This is a genomic window from Thermoplasmatales archaeon, assembly GCA_014361195.1.
GTDB lineage: Archaea > Thermoplasmatota > E2 > UBA202 > JdFR-43 > JACIWB01.
The window spans coordinates 1-15,731 of record JACIWA010000005.1; the positions used below are offsets into that span (position 1 = coordinate 1).

Sequence of the window (15,731 nt, forward strand, 5' to 3'; positions counted from 1 at the left end):
AAATTTCAATTGCAAAAGCTCTATCATGTGATCTTGTTCCAAAGCTTTTATTCCATATTTCTTTTCCTTTCTCATCTATTTTTAAAACCCACATATCCTTTCTTCCTACTGCAAATAGATCTGTAACACCTGCTAAAATATATCCATCCTTGATTTTTTTACCATCCAATAGGTGGGCAAATGGTCCTCCATATCCTTTCTTCCATATTTCATTTCCTTCCTTATCTATTTTTATAACATATGCAGTTCCCCCAGGTGCATATTCAGTTCCTCCATATATTATATATCCATCTTCACCTTCTGTTATAAAAGTCCTAAACTCAAACAACGGCCATCCATATGTTCTATTCCATATTTCATTTCCTCTTTTATCTATTTTAATCACCCATGAATCCAAATCTCCTAGTGGTGAATAAGATCCAGTTATTCCAGAAATAAGATATCCATCTTCAGTTTCCAGAATTGAATTTCCATGCTCTATATCTCCCCCACCAAAAGTTTTTTCCCATTCTAGATTCCCATCTTTATCTGTTTTTATCACTAAAATATCAGGATTATCACTATAAGCTTTTCCAACCATCGCATATCCTCCATCTTTTGTTGCTATAATTTTTTTTCCATAATCCTCAGTTGGTCTTACATATGTTTTATTCCATATTTCATTTCCTTCTTTATCTATTTTAATTATCCAGTAATTAGCTCCACTATATCCTCCAATAACAAATCCATCTTCAGTTTCAGCAATGCTTTCTCCCCATTCCTCCACTCGCAAATTTCTTCTAAAAGTTCTATTCCATATTTCATTTCCTTCTTTATCTATTTTAACAACCCATACTTTTTCATATATTCTCCCCAGCAAAACTATTCCATCATCTGTTACAATTCCATCAACAAAGGTAGAAATTGTTCCTTCAGCTCCAAATTCTTTATTCCATTCTTCATTATTTTCTTTTTTTGCTGAATTAAAAGAGTTTATAGAATTTTCCATATGAGGGTCTGCTTCTATTATATATCCTGCTCCCCTGTATAAAGCAGCATGCTCCCATCCGCTTATGATAGGTTTCATAGGCATTTCATCTGCAATTATAATGTCTCCTGGTTCAACATATGAAGTTGATAGATTTTCTCCTTTTATTGTTGAAATTGTTGTTATAAGAATTACTAATCCTACCAACACTATTTTCCCTTTCATTTTTTCACCAATATGTAAAATTTTTTTTTATAAAACTTTCGCTCCTACTATTTGGAAGGAAATTTTACTCCTATTCATCTTTCAATAAAAATTTTTAGAGGGTGAGTTTAAAAAAAATGCTTCCATAATTTAGCCAAAATTTAGCCAATAAAAATATAAATTTAAAAATCTTTATCTGCATGAAATATAAAGTGAAGGACATAAGTTTAGCAAAGGAAGGAGAGAAAATTTTTGAATGGGCTCAGCAGAATATGCCTGTTTTAAGTAGCATAAAGGAAGATTTTAAAAGAGAAAAACCTCTGAAAGGGATAAAAATTTCCGCTTGCTTGCATGTTACAAAAGAAACCGCGGTGCTTATAATGGCATTGCGAGAAGGAGGGGCAGAGATTTCACTCTGCGGTTCAAATCCTCTTTCAACAAATGATGCAATAGCAGCATATCTTGCAAAAAAAGGAATAAATGTTTTTGCATGGCGTGGAAATCATGAAGAATATTATTGGTGCATAGAGAAAGCTCTCGAAATAAAGCCTAATATAACAATGGATGATGGAGGGGATTTAATAACAACAATACATACTAAAAGAAGAGAACTTATTAAAAATGTTATAGGAGGAACAGAAGAAACAACAACAGGAGTGAAGAGGCAAATTGCAATGGAAAAAGAAGGAGTGCTTTCCTATCCTCTTGTGGCGGTAAATGATTCTTTCACTAAATATTTATTTGATAACAGATATGGAACTGGGCAGAGTACAATAGATGGCATCTTAAGGACAACCTCTCTTCTGCTCGCAGGAAAAAAATTTGTTGTTGCGGGCTATGGGTGGTGCGGGAGGGGGCTGGCGATGAGGGCGAGGGGGATGGGAGCTAAGGTAATTGTCTGCGAGGTGGATGAGATAAGGGCGCTTGAAGCGGTTATGGACGGGTTTGAAGTTATGCAGATGAAGGAAGCTGCTTCCATAGGAGATATATTTGTAACTGTTACTGGGAATAAGCATGTTATCAGCGGGAAGGAAATTATGAAGATGAAGGATGGGGCAATTCTCGCAAATTCAGGGCATTTTGACAATGAAATAGATGTTGAATGGCTTGAAAGGGAAAAAGTAAAGAAAGAGAAAGTGAGGGAAAATCTCGATGCATATACCCTGAAAAACGGGAAGAAAATTTATTTGCTGGCGGAAGGAAGACTTATAAATCTTGCAGGCGCAGAAGGGCATCCTCCCGAAGTGATGGACATGTCATTCTCAAATCAGGCAATGGCGGTCAAATGGTTAGTTGAAAATAAGGGAAAGCTTGAGAATAAAGTTTATAGGCTACCAGAAGAAATTGATAGAGATGTTGCAAGAAGGAAGCTGAAGACAATGGGAATAAAAATAGACAAACTTACAGAAGAACAAAAGAAATACCTCGCAAGCTGGAAAGAAGGCACATGAAGGAAGTGGCGAATGAAATAAAAAAATCAAAATTCTGCATAGCTCTTACCGGAGCAGGTATCTCAACTGAATCTGGAATACCTGATTTTAGAAGCAAAGATGGGATATGGAGTAGATATGATATAAATGAGTATGGAACAATAGAAAGTTTTATCAGAAATCCTTCTAAGGTATGGAGGCTTTTTGAAGAAATGATTAAAAGCTTTTCTGAAGCAAAGCCAAATAAAGCCCACCTCTCTCTTGCTGAAATGGAAAGGGAAGGAATAATAAAGGCAATAATAACCCAAAATGTAGATAATTTGCATGCAAAAGCTGGAAGCAAAAACATTATTGAATTTCATGGAAATTTTTCAATTTTGAAATGTATTAAATGCGGGAAAAAATACGAATTAGAAAAAATGGTAAGAATTTGTGAATGCGGTGGATTGGTTAAACCAAATATTATAATGTTTGGTGAGGAAATTCCTAAAGATGCAATAGAAAAATCCTTTGAGCTTGCGGAAAAATGCGATTTAATTCTTGTAGTTGGAACAAGCTGCAGTGTTTATCCCGCTGGTTATATCCCAATTATTGCAAAAAGAAACGGGGCTAAAATTGTAGAAATAAATAAAGAAGAGACTGAAATAACCCATTTAGCGGATTATGTTTTGAGGGGTAAATGTGGAGAGATAATTTCAAAAATTTTTGAGGAAATTAAAAATTTGCATTGATTTCTTCTACTGCATCCCTCTCTAATAGTAATTTAGCTATGTTATATGGCAAACATACAACATCTTCCTTGCTTAATGCATATTTTTTCATGTCATTTCCAACAAAAGGAGGGATTTCTTTTTTTATTCTTACAATCGCAAAATCTTTTTTTCTCTCAAAAATTTTTTTCCTATAATTAGTTATCACATTCAGAAGCTCTTCATAAAAAATTTTTTCCTCGTTTGTCATATTTTCTGGTATATCCTTCCCAGTTCTTGCGGAATGAAGGGCAAAGCTAACTATTTTCTTTTCTCTCCTCTCAAATATGCTCTGCAACAATCTTTTTGTATTTCTTAACTCATCTGATAAAATCATTAATTTCTGAGAAGGGTTTTCCTTCTCCTTTTCTATCCTCCTTTCAATTTCTTCTATATAGCTAATTGCCTGAGAATAAAAATCAATATCAATTTTTGTTAATGAAGAACTATTTCTTTCCATTTCATCTATGTTGCGAAGTTTTTCGTAAGTGAGCATAATTGTAAGTAAAATCCTTATATATTAATTATTCATTTATCTTCATGAAGCTCTTCATGAAACATGCGGTTATTCTTATAATCTCAATAATGATGATAATGCCCGTTTTTGCCCAAGAAAGAAATATAATTTCCGGATTTGATGGAATTAGCTGGAATAAAGTTGTTCCAGTTAAAAAAGCAACTTTTGTTAAATTTGAAGGAAATAGCTTTTTAGATGACTTTTCATATATTGCTTCAATTCCTGCCAGTGTTTTCTATGATAAAGAAACAAATAAAATTTATTCTTACCCATTGCTATTTTATGAAGATTATAATAAGGAGAAATATCTAAATTCCAGGCAGGGAATAGATTATTTCATGGAAGACTGGATAAAATACTGCGGAAACCTGATAGCTATTAACTACATAAATGTTGAACAGGAGCCGTGGAAAGGAGAAAATACATATCACATAAATGGCGAAGATATATATGATATATCAAGTAAAATAGCACTTCATGAATGGAGTTATAGCAATGATGTGGTGCTTGCAATAGTTGGAGAGTATAGCTACCAGAGCAATAATAAAACAAACGGGCAAATAAACGGTAAATTCTCTCCAAAAGAAATAAAAAAGATAACAGTGCAAGGAATAAAGCAGGATAGCCTAGCCCCTCAATACAACAGCTTTTATGTTCCAGAGGGATATAAATATCTTGAAGCCAGTTTATGGTGGCCATGCGCGAGCTGGCTCCCAAATTTTATGGCGATAGCGACACTTGGCTTGCTTCAGGGTGGAATGACAATTCCTTCCGCTGACCCTGATTTGCAGTTATATTGCTACTATGATGGCGATTTCATGCAGGTTGCAGCTTCCGAGACATGGAATGTTATGTGGGGGCCCAATGAAGGCACATCTACATATATATATTCAAGTGGAATGTGGAAATGCGCAATAACAGACATACCAACAAAAAAAATTTTAAGAGACACCTATGGAACATTTTTACAGAGATTAGTTGCTTCAATTACAGGAAAAGTTCCATATTATGTTGATATCACTCTCTACCCTGGCTATGAAGTTGAATTACCTTCCTCACCCTTTATGGCGAGAAATGTAACTTTTGAATTAAGCGGGAACAGCAAGCTTGGCCTGATAATAGTTGATGAAAATAATGTGGCAATTGCATATTCTACGCCAGAAAATGAGACAAAGCAAACCTTAAAACTTGACCAACTTGGAGAAGGAAAATACAAGGCAATTATTGTTCAAATGAATGAATCGGGCAAGGAAATAAGCTATACCCTTAAATACTCATGGGAAAGCAAAATGAATAAAAGCACCGCAAGCTACATGGCGAATGCCGCAGAAGGCGCAATCCTTGCATCTCTGATGAACGCGCCATTGCTATATACAAAAGCAAATGAATTGCCACCCTGTGTTGAAAATGCAATTAAAAGATTAGGCGCAAGGAATATATATATTGTAAATACGGGAAATGAAATTGCTGGTGTAAAAACAAAATTAAGATTTGCAAATATTTATGAATATAATAGCTTGCAGAGCATTTATAATGAAATAAGAAATAGGACAAAATCCAATGATATAGTCATTTCCACTCTTGATCCATGGAGCTATATGGCAACAGATGAATTAAAGCCAAGTGGAGAAATGGAAAGCGCTCTTTTCATAGGGCCAGCGAGCTATGCATCCGCCCACCATGGGTGTCCTCTATTAATTGTTGAGATGCATGAAGAACTTTCAATGGCGGTGGTATGGCACAATGAATGGTGGAAGAAGCATTCTATAAGAGATGATGAGCCAAATGTTGCTGCAATGTATTTAACCGCAAAGCAAGCATATGAATTTTTTGAAAAAATGGGATTTGATAAGCCAGGAGAGATAGAATATATGCTAACAGTGGCGGATCAATTTGATATTGGCACACCATGGGATAGGGCATTTGTTGGGGCTGCATATCCTGGAAGAATATTTGGTTCGCCAGCTGATACAAGTTATTGGATAGCCAGAAGTGTTTTCTATCCAGCGGTTATATTTGCAAATCCCGCTTTGAATAGCGAGGGAATTATGCTGATAAATGGGAGTGTGAGCAGAAGAAAAGCAACTGGTTTACTCGAAATAATAAAACCAAGCCAGGAAGAAAAATTTGTTTATCCTGTATTAAATTCATGGATAACCTATGCGCATAGATTCAATGAAAGAGCTAGCCAGTACTGGGGATCCAATTATACATGCGCAAGTGGGATAACTCCTTATTATGAACCATCCACACATCCTATAGACAACAATGTTCTCGCAAAATATGGAAAATATGGCTCATATTGGCCTGATTTAACTGAAAGTGAGGTTGTTCCATTTTATTTGGAAAAAGCGGGTTACAGCATTGCCTTTACAACAAATTTCTCCGCAACAATGGAAAATTTAAATCGCGGGGTGATAATGTGGATTGAATGCACGCATGGGTGGCATGCGGATGGAGGAGCCTTAGCTTTCTGGAATCCGTATGGCATGCCTGGCTTTGCAGGAGTGAATATATCTCTCCCAACAATAGAAGAAAATCCATGGCGGGGATATGAAATTTATTTACCTGGCTACCTAGATGGCTCGACGGAAGAGCCAGATGTGCTGAGTCAGAGCAAACTATTTGGAATTGATATTGTTCCAGCAAGATTGAGTGACATACCTTTAATAAAAAATACATTTTTTGGGAGAGGAGCGGGATATGATGGAGTTATTATAACCGTTATTTTTGGGAGACTTAGGACTTGTGATTATACTGGATATGATATAGATAATGCTTTAAAGAATATTCATTCATGCGGATTTAATGCTGGCTCATGCTTGATTTCAAATACATATCTTCATTTAGCTATTGTAAGACATGGTTCTGTATTCCAGGTTATTGATCCCTGGGAAACTTCCTGGTATTCCGCTTTTGCGGTTGAGATGTTTTCAAGAGATATAGCTCTCGGCAAAACTGTCGGGGAAGCTTTTTCAAACAGCATCCTTCATACTGGAATAGGATATTTAACAAAGCAATGGTGGTGGGATATAAAGGAGAATTTGTGCTACTTTGGAGATCCAAAATTAAAAATATGGTCCCCACAATATAGATGGGAAAAGCCTCAAACTTTTGATGGAGAAAATGTTGAAGGGCATTTCTTATTTGGAGTAAAATCTTATCCAAATGAAATAATAGAAGGTAAATATGGAATTTATGTATTAATATTCATGGCAATAGTTATTGTTGCTGGAGCAATTTATGCAAGAGAAAAAATGAAGAAGATCAAATAGTCAAATTAAATAGTTGCAAACCCTCTAGCAATTAAAAAAACCGCAAGATATTCCGGCAATTTTTCTTTCCCCTCTTTAATATCAAAATTATTCTCCATCATCCTTATTTTAAATGGCTTAAAAACATTTACCTCCACTTCTTCTTCACCAAAAACAACCGCATCCCTCAATGGTTCAAAATCTTCAATTGATTCAACTTTCGCCACCCTCAGCCCGCTTTTTCCATGAAGGGAGCCGGGCAGGCGTATCAATCTTTTTATATCAGAAGTAACTGGCTCATCCGCCCCGCTTTGCAATGAAATGAAGATTTTTTCTATTAATGGCTTGATTATTCTCTTGAAAGGAGTTGCCTGGTCAATTTTTCCTTCTTCTATCCTCTTAATTCTTTCATCTGTTAGCAAATCATATATTTCTTCGGCGGTTTTTTTGCTCGCCCCTATATTAACCAATTCATTTATTGCTTCCTTCTTTTCCTTTGTTTTTATTTCTTTAAAAAAATTCGCCAGGGCATTTGCAAACCTCTTTTTCCATCCTTCTTTTATATCAATTTCAATTGTTTTATCAGTAAATTTTCCTCTTGGAATAACTTTTTCCTTCAAAAAATTTTCAATTATTAATCCCCTTCCAGTAACATAATCCACAATTTCCCGCCTTTCCTGAGCACCTAACGATAAAATTCTGCTATTTTTTACATGAAAATGGTATCCCCTGCTCCCGCTGAAATATATTTCTATTTCATTCTCTGAAAAACCAAAGTCATCTGTCAGAAAAGATAAAAGCTTAATTGCTTCTTTTTTTACTTCCTCAAGCGACTCCTCATAACTCATCTTATCCGAATTCGGGAGATGATCCGCATCTAAATCAAAAATCAAATCCGCTCCCATCCATTTTTTCTCATCCATTCTTTCCGCAGATGGATTTGAATAGTATGCGGATGAATAATAGGCATGTGCTGGAATTTCACTTTTCAAATAATCAAGAATTTTTTCCCTTGAAGAAAAAGCAAGATGGCGGTGCATCTCCCCGCCAAAAGGAATAAAAGCATATTCCCTTCTCTCAATTCTGCTCGGAAAAATTATTTTTGGATGGATGTAATATGAAAAAAATTTTCTCTTCAGAAAATTCATTTTTTCCTCCTATAATATACTAGAGGATGAAATATTCCTTTACATTTTTCATCCGGGAAACAGAATCCCCATGTTCTTATAGTAGAGCATTTTGGCACCGCATAAACCGTGCTTGATATTTTCCCTGTTATATGGTGTATCTGATACAGAGCTTTCTCTTCATTGAAATCAGGGGATTTTGAAAAAAGGGCGAGTATTTCCTTTTCACTCATTCCAATCTCATTTAAAAATGCAACAAGTGTAAATCTTGCAACATGAGGAACATTCTTGCCAGAGTTTATTGAAGAAATAACACTTGATATGCATGGAGGAAAATCTGATATGCTTTTCTCTTTTTTAAATTCTTTTTTGAAGGATATTTTATTTTTTAGCAAATTTATTTCTTCACCGAAAATTTTCTTTATTTCTGGTGGGGCATACATATATGCCAGTTCATGATAAATTTTCTTGCTTATTGCCTCCTGCAAAATTCTTGCAATTTCCTGTTTTGTAAGCTTTACATATCCTTTGCTCATCTCCCTGTTAACCAGTTTCCATTTTGAATCCCAAGTGGGAGCATATTTCAAGTAATCTGAGAAATGTATTTTTCCATCCATATGTTCTATTTTAAATTCTTTTAAAATTTCATATATTATTTCCTCATCCTCTTCTTTCATTTTTTCATATGCTCCTTTCGCTTCTGCAAGCGCATATCTTCTCAAAGCATAATCGTTTTCAAAAGCAACCACTATCATCCTTGCAATTGCATATGAATAAATTTCCATTTCAAAATCTATTTCATTCACCAATGGAGCATCTTTAACAATTCCTTCAATTATTGCTTGCTTTACTCTTTCCATGCCCCTTCTCCTTGCTCTTTCATATATCATATCTTCAATTATTTCTTCTATGCTTACTTCTCTATTTTTAACCCATTCTCTTGCTTCTGAAAGAAATGGATAGCGAGAAATTTTTATCAATTCCACAAAAATAAAAATATTCCGCTTTTAATATTTTTTGTGTTTCATTGGAAAAAGCTGTTGAAAAAGAATAGAAAACTGATTTAAGAGCAAATATTAAATATACATTTGCTATTTTTATCCGCCATGGCTGAAGAAAAGGAATTTAAATATATAGTTAGGATAGCAGCGACAGATATAGACGGAAACAAACCAGTAATGTATGGACTCACAAAAATAAAGGGAATAAACTATATGGTGGCAAATGCAATCCTTTCATATACAGGAATAGATAGAAGAAAAAGAATTGGATATCTTTCAGATAAAGAGATAGAAGAAATAAGCAATGCAATAGGAAAAATAAATGAATGGCTACCTCCTTGGATGAAAAACAGGAGAAAGGATTTATATTCTGGAGAGGATTTGCACTTAATTGGCTCTGAAATAGATTTGATTAAGAGAGAAGATATAAACTTGCTTAAGAAGATAAGGGCTTATCGTGGAATCAGACATGAAAGAGGTTTGCCTGTAAGAGGACAAAGAACAAGGAGTCATAAAAGGACTGGTTTAACTGTTGGAGTTATAAGGAAGAAGGAATTGGCTAAGAAGAGGGAAGAAGGAAAAGAGGAAAAGAAGTGAGAAAATGGGAGACCCTAAATTTCCAAGAAAAAAATATGAAACACCTTCCCATCCCTGGCAGGCGGAAAGAATAGAAAGAGAAAAGGAAATCGTGCAAAAATATGGACTGATGAAAAAAAGGGAAATATGGCGAGCGGAAACAATATTGAGGAAAGTAAGAGAGCAGGCAAGAAGGCTCAGGGCGAGGGCGGGTGAGAGGCAGGCGGAAAAAGAAAAAGAGGCTTTGCTGAAAAAATTATATAATCTTGGCATTCTTCCAGAAAATGCAACACTTGAAGATGTTCTGGCCTTAAATGTAGAGCATATACTGGGGAGGAGATTGCAAACACTTGTATATCTCCATGGACTGGCAAGAAACCCAAAACAAGCTCGCCAGTTAATTGTTCATGGCCACATAGCAATTGATGAAAAGAAGGTAACAATCCCCTCTTATTTAGTTAGAAGGAGTGAGGAAGATAAAATTTCATATTCGCAAAAATCTCCTTTAAATAATGAACTGCATCCCGCTCGTCCTAAGAAAGAAGAGATTTTAGTGGCAAAAAAATTAGCAAAAGAAGCTCCAAAGGAGGTGTAAAATGGGAAAATGGGGAATCGCACACATTTTTTCATCGCATAATAACACAATAATTACAGTTACAGATATAACAGGAGCGGAGACACTTGCAAAATGCTCTGGAGGAATGGTTGTAAAATCAGATAAAGACGAGCCATCACCATATGCAGCAATGGTCGCTGCCCAGAGAGTTGCAGAAGAGCTAAAAGAAAAGGGAATAGATTCATTACATATAAAGGTAAGAGGAATAGGAAGAGGAAGGAGCAAGAGCCCTGGCCCAGGGGCGCAGGCAGCAATCAGGGCGCTGGCGAGGGCGGGCTTTAAGATAGGGAGAATAGAAGATGTCACGCCTTTGCCACATGATGGATGTAGGGAAAAGGGAGGAAAGCGCGGGAGAAGAGTATGAAGCTTTCATTTCTCGAGCTACAAGATAATTATGCAAAAATTTTATTTGAGGACACAACACCTCACTTTGTAAATGCTATAAGAAGGACTCTTATTTCAGACATTCCGAAGCTTGCGATAGAAAATGTGAAAATTTATGACAATACCTCTGCCCTTTTTGATGAAATAATTGCCCACCGCCTTGCTATGATACCTCTCCCAACAAAACTTGATTTACTTGTTCCTAGAAGCGAGTGCACATGCGATGGTAAAGGATGTCCCTCATGCACTGTTCATTATACTCTTAGCAAAGAAGGAGGAGGAACTGTTTATTCTGGTGACTTAAGAGCGGAGGACCCGATGTGGGAGGTTATTGATAAAAATATTCCAATTGTAAGACTGATAAAAAATCAGCGCCTCATACTTGAGGCGGAAGCAATACTCGGCACAGGAAAGGAGCACGCAAAATGGCAGGCGATATGTGGAATAGGATACAAATATTATCCAATAATTGATATAGGGGAGAAATGCAATTTATGCGGTGAATGCATTAAAGCATGCCCAAGGAATATACTTGAAATTAAAGGCGACAAAATTATAGTCAAAAATGAAATAGATTGCACTCTTTGCAAAAGTTGCGAAGAAGTGTGCAAGATAGGGGCTATAAAAGTGGAAGGAGACGAAAAAAGGATAATAATGCAATATGAAACAGATGGTTCAATATCTGCAAAAGAAGCATTGAAAGAGACATTAAAAATATTGAGAGAAAAATACGAAGAACTTGAGAAAATTTTATAAAGGAAATCTCCAATCAATGCCTATTGTGCGAAATGATATTTTTGGAATAACTGGTAGTCTTCTTTTGTGCTCTGTTCTTTTTACCATTTCATATATCCTTTTAACTTCCTCAATGGCCACGCCTGCTATCTTTGCTATTTCATCAAAGCTTTTCTGTCTTTCTAATCCATATAATATTTTATCCAGTTTTTCATAAGATATACCAAGCTCTTTTTCATCTGTCTGGCCCTTCCATAGGCCTGCGGTGGGTGGTTTTTTCAATATTTCTTCTGGTATCCCAACATATCTAGCAAGTTGATATACCTGTGTTTTATATAAATCACCTATTGGAAGGATGTCGCTTGCCCCATCCCCATATTTGGTAAAATATCCAACCATAAGCTCTGTTTTATTTGATGCCCCGCAGACAAGGGCATTTTTTGAATTTGCAAATTGATAAAGAAATATCATCCTGAGTCTTGCTTTTATGTTTCCTAAAGTAATTTCATCCATTTCACCGCATGCATTTGTTATTGAATGAATCATTGGAGATAAATCAATAACTTTATAGGATATCTTCAAACTTTTTGCCATAAAGCGGGCGTGCTCAAAATCTTCAAGAGGAGTTGAAATATCTGGAAGGAAAATAGCATGAACATTTTCTTTTCCTATTGCCATTGTAGCTAATTTTGCAACAAGAGATGAATCTACACCACCAGATAGACCAATAACAATTTTATCTCTCATACTCTTTTCCTTATATTCCCTTATGAAGTTCAATATAACATTGAGGACTTCTTCTTCATTTATATTTAGCATAAAAAGATATATTAAAAAAGAATTTATTTCTTCCTATGAAAATTTGCGCAGTTAGCATGAATCCAAAATTGATGGATAAGAAGAAGAATATAGAAAAAATGGAGAAATTTATAAAAAAGAATGAAGCAGAGCTATATGTTTTTGGGGAAATGTCTTTAACCGGCTATTTATGCAGGGAGGAAATTTTTTCCCTTGCGGAGGGGAAAGACGGGAAATCAATAGAAAGAATTCAGGAAATATGCGAGGAAAAAGGAGTAATTTTTGGAATGCCTATTGAGGAAAGAAAAGGAATTATATATAATTCCGCTGTTTTTGTTAAGCCAGATAGTGTGGATATATATAATAAAAATTTTCTTGCAAATTTCGGACCATTTGAGGAAAAATTCTATTTTTCTCCTGGCAAAACCCTGCCTGTTTTCAATTTCAAGGGATGGAAGATAGGAATTGTTATATGTTATGATATTTTCTTCCCTGAGCTAGTGAAGGGAATGGCATTAAAAGGAGCAGACTTGATTGTATGTATATCCGCATCACCCTCCACTACAAGAAAGCAATTTGAAAATGTTCTCCCCGCAAGAGCAATAGAAAATACCGTATTTATCTGTTATTCAAATCTTGTTGGAGAGGAAAATGGCTTATCTTTCTGGGGAGGAAGCAGAGTATATAAGCCTAATGGAGAAATGATAAATAAAACAGAATATTTCAAGGAAGAAAGCATATTATGTGAAATTGATATGAATGAATTAAAGGAGGCAAGAATTTCACGTCCTATACTCAGAGATACAACTTCAGATATATTCCTTGAATTATATAATATTTCACGCTTTAAAGAGGTTTTCAATGAATACGTAAAAATCGGTATTGAAATGGGAGAAAAAGCTAAAAAAGAGATGAAAATAAGCGAGGTTGATTTATATGGAAATGAAGATATAGCATTTGGAATAAAAATTGCAACAGGTTGCAAGGTAAATTTATATAAGAGTAATGAAATAAAAGCAATATTTAAAGGTGACAGGGAAATTGAAATAAAGCCTGAAAACATCAAAACTTTTTAATAAGCCTTTGTATTCTATTTAAAGGGTGAATCTCATGAAAAAATTCATAGAAGATGTGCTTGCAAGGGATGATGTGGTAAATCCTGAATTAAATGCAGAAGAAGAGAAGTTACTTCAGGAGAAAAATAAGGAGCTGGAAGAAATCCTCGCTGGACTGAAAACAAACATAAAAGTTGTTGGATGCGGAGGAGCGGGAACAAACACAATAGAAAGATGTTACGAGGCAAAAATATATGGAGCACACCTTATAGCATTAAACACCGATGCCCAGCACTTGCTCCATGCAAAAGTTCCTTACAAAATGTTGATAGGAAGGCATATAACAAAAGGATTCGGAGCGGGAGCTCTGCCAGAGAGAGGAAGAGAAGCTGCCATGGAAAGCGAGAGCGACATAAGAAAAATTCTTGAAGGAGCGGACATAGTATTTGTCACATGCGGGCTCGGCGGGGGCACTGGCACGGGCTCCGCCCCGGTGGTGGCGAGGATTGCCAAGGAGCTGGGGGCATTAACGCTGTGCATAGTTACGATGCCTTTCAGTGTTGAAGGAAGGATAAGGAGAGAGAATGCGGAAATGGGACTTGCACGCCTTAAGGAGGTTTCTGATACCGTAATTGTTATACCGAATGATAAACTGCTTGAGCTTGTTCCAAGATTGCCGTTGAATAAAGCGTTTAAGGTGGCGGATGAAATATTGATGAGGAGTATAAAGGGAATTACAGAAATGATTACAAAACCCGGCCTTGTAAATGTTGATTTTGCGGACTTGAAGACAATAATGAAGCGCGGAGGAGTTGCTATGATTGGGCTAGGTGAATCTGATAGCGATAACAGATGCATAGATGCGGTAAATGAGGCATTGTCTTCGCCTCTTCTTGAAGTAGATATAAGCGATGCAACAGGTGCCCTTATAAATGTTATAGGTGGAGAAGATATGACAATAAAAGAGGCGGAGGGAGTGGTGGAAGAGGTTTATTCAAGAATAAATCCTGATGCGGTAATAATATGGGGGGCGGGAATAGATCCAAATCTTAAGGGCACAGTGAAAGTAATGGTTGTTTTAACAGGAGTAAAATCAAAGCAAATATATGGTCCTCAGAGAGAAGAAGAAAAACCATTTGGAATAGATATGATAAGATGAGCCTAATAGAAAAATCTATTGAAAAACAAAAGAAAATAGAAGAGAAGCTGAGCAGGCTTGGCAAGGGAAAATATGGAAGAGTTCTACAACTTGCATCACATCCAGATGAAGATGATTACATGAAAACATCTCAATTAACCGCCATAGGAATATTTTTGATTGGATTAATTGGCTTTATAATAATGATACTTGCAACAGTTTTTGCTCCATGGATTGCTAAAAGAATAGGGTTGTAACATGCCGATTTTCGCAGTAAAAACTCAGGTTGGGCAGGAAGAGAATGTGCTAAATCTGCTTGAAAAAGCGAGTAAAAGATGCGGAAAAATATATGCACTTGTTGCCCCGAAAGAGTTGCGTGGTTATATATTTGTTGAAAGTGAAGATATAGATGTTATAAAGAGGATAGTAAGAAATATGAGATATGCAAGAGAAGTGCTTGAAAAGGAGATAAATATTGAGGAAATAGAGCATTTCCTTTTCCCACCATCTGCGGTTGCAAAAATTGATGAAGGAATGATTGTGGAGCTTGTAAGCGGTCCTTTTAAGGGAGAGAAAGCAAAAGTAATAAGAGTTGATGATACAAAAGAGGAAATAACAGTCGAGCTTTTAGATGCAATTGTCCCGATTCCAATAACTGTTAGGGGTGAGCAGGTTAGAGTGCTCAAGAAAAAGGAGGAATGAATATGGATGAAGTAGAAGTTCTCGTTGAAGGAGGAAAGGCAACACCTGGTCCTCCTATTGGGCCTGCGCTTGGCCCGCTGGGAGTGAATGTTGTGGAAGTGGTTAATAAGATAAATGAGCTGACCAAGGATTTCAAGGGAATGAAGGTACCGGTGAAAGTAATAGTTGATCCGAAGACAAGGAAGTATGAGCTGAAAGTAGGCACACCACCCGCATCCGCCCTTATTCTTAAAAAGGCAAATCTTGAGAAAGGAGGTGGAGATGCAATCGCTGGGAATATAACGATGAAAGATGTGATTGAAATCGCAAAGATGAAAAAGAGCGATGTTCTTGGAAAAACTCTTAAGAAAAAGGCAAAGGAAATAGTTGGAACATGTGTATCAATGAAAATAACTGTTGAAGGAGTAAATGCTAAAGAAATAATAAAAAGAATAGATGCGGGCGAATTTGACCACTTATTTAAAGAGGATTGATTGGA

At 36.0% G+C, this 15,731-nt stretch carries 17 protein-coding genes; 12 read left to right on the plus strand and 5 right to left on the minus strand.

Annotation, left to right across the window (positions count from 1 at the left end):
- Positions 1 to 1,192 (minus strand): hypothetical protein (locus tag H5T44_04110; GenBank protein ID MBC7081409.1); only part of this gene is annotated, 1,192 nt, incomplete at its 3' end.
- A gap of 179 nt (positions 1,193 to 1,371) precedes the next feature.
- Between H5T44_04110 and H5T44_04115 the strand changes: the two genes are divergently transcribed.
- Together H5T44_04115 and H5T44_04120 are read left to right on the plus strand one after the other, a co-directional pair.
- Entirely contained in the window at positions 1,372 to 2,622 is a 1,251-nt protein-coding gene (locus tag H5T44_04115; protein MBC7081410.1) for an adenosylhomocysteinase, read from the plus strand.
- Entirely contained in the window at positions 2,619 to 3,332 is a 714-nt protein-coding gene (locus H5T44_04120; protein ID MBC7081411.1) for an NAD-dependent deacylase, read from the plus strand. Before H5T44_04115 ends, H5T44_04120 begins: the two co-directional genes overlap by 4 nt.
- Here the strand turns inward: H5T44_04120 and H5T44_04125 are convergent.
- Positions 3,316 to 3,846 carry a DNA replication complex GINS family protein gene (locus H5T44_04125; GenBank protein ID MBC7081412.1) on the minus strand — a complete coding sequence of 177 codons (531 nt, stop codon included), beginning with the start codon at positions 3,844 to 3,846 and terminating at the stop codon, positions 3,316 to 3,318. The genes H5T44_04120 and H5T44_04125 overlap by 17 nt on opposite strands.
- A 44-nt stretch (positions 3,847 to 3,890) precedes the next feature.
- Here H5T44_04125 and H5T44_04130 point away from each other — a divergent pair, with 44 nt between their 5' ends.
- Positions 3,891 to 7,142, plus strand: a complete 3,252-nt coding sequence (locus H5T44_04130) for a hypothetical protein (GenBank protein ID MBC7081413.1) — start codon at positions 3,891 to 3,893, stop codon at positions 7,140 to 7,142.
- A gap of 5 nt (positions 7,143 to 7,147) precedes the next feature.
- Here the strand turns inward: H5T44_04130 and priS are convergent, their stop codons facing one another.
- A complete protein-coding gene (gene priS, locus H5T44_04135; protein ID MBC7081414.1) occupies positions 7,148 to 8,269 on the minus strand; it encodes a DNA primase catalytic subunit PriS in 1,122 nt (373 codons plus the stop codon).
- Positions 8,266 to 9,234 (minus strand): DNA primase large subunit PriL, encoded by a 969-nt coding sequence (locus H5T44_04140; GenBank protein ID MBC7081415.1) that lies wholly within the window; start codon positions 9,232 to 9,234, stop codon positions 8,266 to 8,268. The genes priS and H5T44_04140 overlap by 4 nt, the downstream gene beginning before the upstream one ends.
- Before the next feature lie 120 nt (positions 9,235 to 9,354).
- On the opposite strand from H5T44_04140, the gene H5T44_04145 reads away from it, so the two are divergent.
- Genes H5T44_04145 through H5T44_04160 form a run of 4 tightly spaced genes read left to right on the plus strand, consistent with a single transcriptional unit; the run spans position 9,355 to position 11,581 of the window.
- Entirely contained in the window at positions 9,355 to 9,846 is a 492-nt protein-coding gene (locus H5T44_04145; GenBank protein ID MBC7081416.1) for a 30S ribosomal protein S13, read from the plus strand.
- A gap of 4 nt (positions 9,847 to 9,850) precedes the next feature.
- Complete coding sequence (locus H5T44_04150; GenBank protein ID MBC7081417.1) at positions 9,851 to 10,420, plus strand: 30S ribosomal protein S4; 570 nt, start codon at positions 9,851 to 9,853, stop codon at positions 10,418 to 10,420.
- Between the two features lies 1 nt (position 10,421).
- Entirely contained in the window at positions 10,422 to 10,805 is a 384-nt protein-coding gene (locus tag H5T44_04155) for a 30S ribosomal protein S11 (GenBank protein MBC7081418.1), read from the plus strand.
- Entirely contained in the window at positions 10,802 to 11,581 is a 780-nt protein-coding gene (locus tag H5T44_04160; GenBank protein MBC7081419.1) for a DNA-directed RNA polymerase subunit D, read from the plus strand. The genes H5T44_04155 and H5T44_04160 overlap by 4 nt, the downstream gene beginning before the upstream one ends.
- On the opposite strand, the gene H5T44_04165 is transcribed toward H5T44_04160, so the two are convergent.
- Positions 11,576 to 12,379: an NAD+ synthase gene (locus H5T44_04165; protein MBC7081420.1), complete on the minus strand. Its 804-nt coding sequence runs from the start codon at positions 12,377 to 12,379 to the stop codon at positions 11,576 to 11,578. The genes H5T44_04160 and H5T44_04165 overlap by 6 nt on opposite strands.
- A 35-nt stretch (positions 12,380 to 12,414) precedes the next feature.
- Here H5T44_04165 and H5T44_04170 point away from each other — a divergent pair, with 35 nt between their 5' ends.
- From H5T44_04170 to H5T44_04190, 5 genes are read left to right on the plus strand one after another with little or no spacing between them, the layout of a single operon-like run.
- A complete protein-coding gene (locus H5T44_04170) occupies positions 12,415 to 13,434 on the plus strand; it encodes a carbon-nitrogen hydrolase family protein (GenBank protein MBC7081421.1) in 1,020 nt (339 codons plus the stop codon).
- Positions 13,435 to 13,468: 34 nt separating this feature from the next.
- Positions 13,469 to 14,572, plus strand: coding sequence for a cell division protein FtsZ (gene ftsZ / locus H5T44_04175; GenBank protein MBC7081422.1), 1,104 nt, complete (start codon positions 13,469 to 13,471; stop codon positions 14,570 to 14,572).
- A complete protein-coding gene (locus tag H5T44_04180; GenBank protein ID MBC7081423.1) occupies positions 14,569 to 14,808 on the plus strand; it encodes a protein translocase SEC61 complex subunit gamma in 240 nt (79 codons plus the stop codon). The genes ftsZ and H5T44_04180 overlap by 4 nt, the downstream gene beginning before the upstream one ends.
- 1 nt (position 14,809) lies before the next feature.
- Positions 14,810 to 15,253 carry a transcription elongation factor Spt5 gene (locus H5T44_04185; GenBank protein ID MBC7081424.1) on the plus strand — a complete coding sequence of 148 codons (444 nt, stop codon included), beginning with the start codon at positions 14,810 to 14,812 and terminating at the stop codon, positions 15,251 to 15,253.
- A complete protein-coding gene (locus tag H5T44_04190) occupies positions 15,250 to 15,726 on the plus strand; it encodes a 50S ribosomal protein L11 (protein ID MBC7081425.1) in 477 nt (158 codons plus the stop codon). The genes H5T44_04185 and H5T44_04190 overlap by 4 nt, the downstream gene beginning before the upstream one ends.
- Positions 15,727 to 15,731 lie beyond the last annotated feature (5 nt).

Coding starts and splice junctions, on each gene's coding strand:
- H5T44_04160 (MBC7081419.1), top strand. CDS start 10,802: ATGAAGCTTTCATTTCTCGAGCTACAAGATAATTATGCAAAAATTTTA.
- H5T44_04115 (MBC7081410.1), top strand. CDS start 1,372: ATGAAATATAAAGTGAAGGACATAAGTTTAGCAAAGGAAGGAGAGAAA.
- H5T44_04150 (MBC7081417.1), top strand. CDS start 9,851: ATGGGAGACCCTAAATTTCCAAGAAAAAAATATGAAACACCTTCCCAT.
- H5T44_04165 (MBC7081420.1), bottom strand. CDS start 12,379: ATGCTAAATATAAATGAAGAAGAAGTCCTCAATGTTATATTGAACTTC.
- priS (MBC7081414.1), bottom strand. CDS start 8,269: ATGAATTTTCTGAAGAGAAAATTTTTTTCATATTACATCCATCCAAAA.
- H5T44_04180 (MBC7081423.1), top strand. CDS start 14,569: ATGAGCCTAATAGAAAAATCTATTGAAAAACAAAAGAAAATAGAAGAG.
- H5T44_04120 (MBC7081411.1), top strand. CDS start 2,619: ATGAAGGAAGTGGCGAATGAAATAAAAAAATCAAAATTCTGCATAGCT.
- H5T44_04155 (MBC7081418.1), top strand. CDS start 10,422: ATGGGAAAATGGGGAATCGCACACATTTTTTCATCGCATAATAACACA.
- H5T44_04190 (MBC7081425.1), top strand. CDS start 15,250: ATGAATATGGATGAAGTAGAAGTTCTCGTTGAAGGAGGAAAGGCAACA.
- H5T44_04125 (MBC7081412.1), bottom strand. CDS start 3,846: ATGCTCACTTACGAAAAACTTCGCAACATAGATGAAATGGAAAGAAAT.
- H5T44_04145 (MBC7081416.1), top strand. CDS start 9,355: ATGGCTGAAGAAAAGGAATTTAAATATATAGTTAGGATAGCAGCGACA.
- H5T44_04185 (MBC7081424.1), top strand. CDS start 14,810: ATGCCGATTTTCGCAGTAAAAACTCAGGTTGGGCAGGAAGAGAATGTG.
- ftsZ (MBC7081422.1), top strand. CDS start 13,469: ATGAAAAAATTCATAGAAGATGTGCTTGCAAGGGATGATGTGGTAAAT.
- H5T44_04130 (MBC7081413.1), top strand. CDS start 3,891: ATGAAGCTCTTCATGAAACATGCGGTTATTCTTATAATCTCAATAATG.
- H5T44_04170 (MBC7081421.1), top strand. CDS start 12,415: ATGAAAATTTGCGCAGTTAGCATGAATCCAAAATTGATGGATAAGAAG.